The organism is Chitinophaga sp., assembly GCF_035564935.1.
Taxonomy (GTDB): Bacteria; Bacteroidota; Bacteroidia; order Chitinophagales; family Chitinophagaceae; genus Chitinophaga.
Window position 1 is genome coordinate 1 of record NZ_DATMTE010000019.1, and the last position, 2211, is coordinate 2211.

At 47.0% G+C, this 2211-nt stretch carries 1 protein-coding gene; it reads right to left on the bottom strand.

Going from position 1 to position 2211, the window contains the following annotated elements; all coding sequences use genetic code 11:
- On the bottom strand, positions 1-2024 hold a 2024-nt coding region (locus VN105_RS00645; RefSeq protein ID WP_325636917.1), incomplete at its 3' end, for a SusC/RagA family TonB-linked outer membrane protein.
- Positions 2025-2211 lie beyond the last annotated feature (187 nt).

Consider the following 2211-nt stretch of genomic DNA (forward strand, 5'->3'; position numbering starts at 1 on the left):
ATGGCTGCGGGTGTAGCAGGCAACCTGTCGTCCAGGTCATAGCCGGTATAATCAAATGCGCGGTAGTTATTTTTGGTAAACTCAAAATAACCTGATACTTCAAAATCATGTTTACCGGTTACTTTTGAATACGTTAACCCGGAAGTGCTTACCAAAGTAACGTTCCTGGTAACGCCTTCGCCGAAACTACCTCTTCCTCCATTATCTACTTTATAACCGGAATACGAATCCGGGTTGATATAGCGTTCGGTGGTAGTTTCCCTAAAGTCTATGCCCAGCCTGGTTTTCGCTACCAGTCCTTTTGCCAGTATATAATTGAGTGAAGTACCGATAATGCTTTTCAGCTGGTTGTCTTTACTGCTGGTATTTAACATAGCTTCCAATGAGTTACTGCCTTCACGAAGGTCGTACACCGGGTATACATCATCGTTATAGTTGGTTACCAGTGTGCCATCCGGTGCATAAGGATATTCATAAGGCAGGGCATAGTATACGGCTGCCAGCGGGTTGCTGCCGCTGCTGGAGGCTTCTCTTTCTATAAAGGAAGATTCAGAATAGGCAAGGCCCACGTTAATGTTGGCTGTTAATTTACCGGCGTTGAAATCAAGGTTATTTTTAAAACTGTAACGTTTCAGTTCAGAGCGCCTGGCAATACCCTGCTGGTCGTAATAGTTTACAGAGCTATAAAACCGTACATTGTCGTTACCGCCGCTTACACTCAGTTGTTGTTCCTGGAATTTACCTGTTTGCAGAAAAATTTTCCGCCAGTCGGTATTCATATTTCTTAAACTGTCGAGTATATGATCTGCTTCCCGTTGTTCTTCCGGCGTTTTACCGGCGTAGTCCGGATTTTTATTGGAGAACTCCCAGCCAGGGCCGAGATTAGCGCCGGTTTCCAGTCCAACTTCTTCTTCAAACTGCAGATGTTCTTTGGAGTTCATCATCTGGAATTTGGGGGTGGTCATATTGGAAAAGCCATATTGCGACTTATAGGATACCGCTATTTTCCCGGCTTGTCCTTTTTTGGTGGTGATCACGATCACACCGTTGGAACCGCGCGATCCGTACAACGCTTTGGCGGAGGCATCTTTGAGCACGGTAACGGAGGCGATGTCTGAAGGGTTAATACCCTGGAACTGGCCGGCTTCAATAGGAATACCATCCATTACATACAAAACGGAGGAGCTGCCATTAATGGTACCTACGCCCCTAACCGTAACAGTGGCGCTGGTTCCCGGCTGACCGGAACCTGCAGATACCACCATTCCCGGCACGCGGCCCTGTAATATCTGGTCGAAGGTAGCCATGGGCACCTGTGTAATTTTATCGGCGCCTACTACGCCGGCAGCGGCGGTAGATTTATCCCTTGCATAATTCGTATATCCTGTAACCGTTACTGCATTCAGCGTCTTGATATCTTCTGTTAATACTACGTTGATCTCCCGCCTGTTGCCGATAGTTACCTGCTGGCTCACATAGCCTACCAGTGAAAACTGGAGCGTGGTGGCATTATCCGGGGCCACGAGCGTATATGCACCGTCTGAATTGGTAAGCGTGCCAGCGGTAGTGCCGGTGGCGCGGACCGTTACACCGGGTAAGGGCAGGTTATCCAGGCCCCTTACGGTTCCTTTGATAGTCATATCCACGGCAGCGGTGCTTTCTGTATCGGCGTATACTACCACCAGCCCGTCTTCTTTCAGGGTGTATGCCAGGTTGGTGCCTGCAAATGCCTGTGAGAGCACGGCATCCAGCGTGGCTTCTTTTGCTGCAACGGTCACTTTCCTGTTTTCAGGCAGTGTTTTATCATGGAATACAAAACGGTAGGCCGTTTGATGCTCCAGTGTTTTCAGCAATTGTTTGATACTTGTTTCTTTTACCTGCAGGGTAATCGTTTCCTGCGCGAAACAAATAGCCTGCACCTGAAGGCAGGTCAAAAAAAGAAGAACAGTCAATTTCATAGTAAGCAGCAATTTGCCGGCGGGAACAGGTTTCCCTTTCCATTCCAGGAATACAAGTTTTAACATACCTTTGATGTTGGTTTAGTTAATGATCATTCAGGACATTTTCTAGCCTAAATCCGGGGGAAGTGTGCCAGCACTTCCCCTTTCTTATTTGGTTGATATATAAATTTGTTTATTTACTGATAATGATTTCCCCGTTCACCATCTTAAAGCTGAATGGATAAGATAACTGCAAGGCATCCAGAGATCG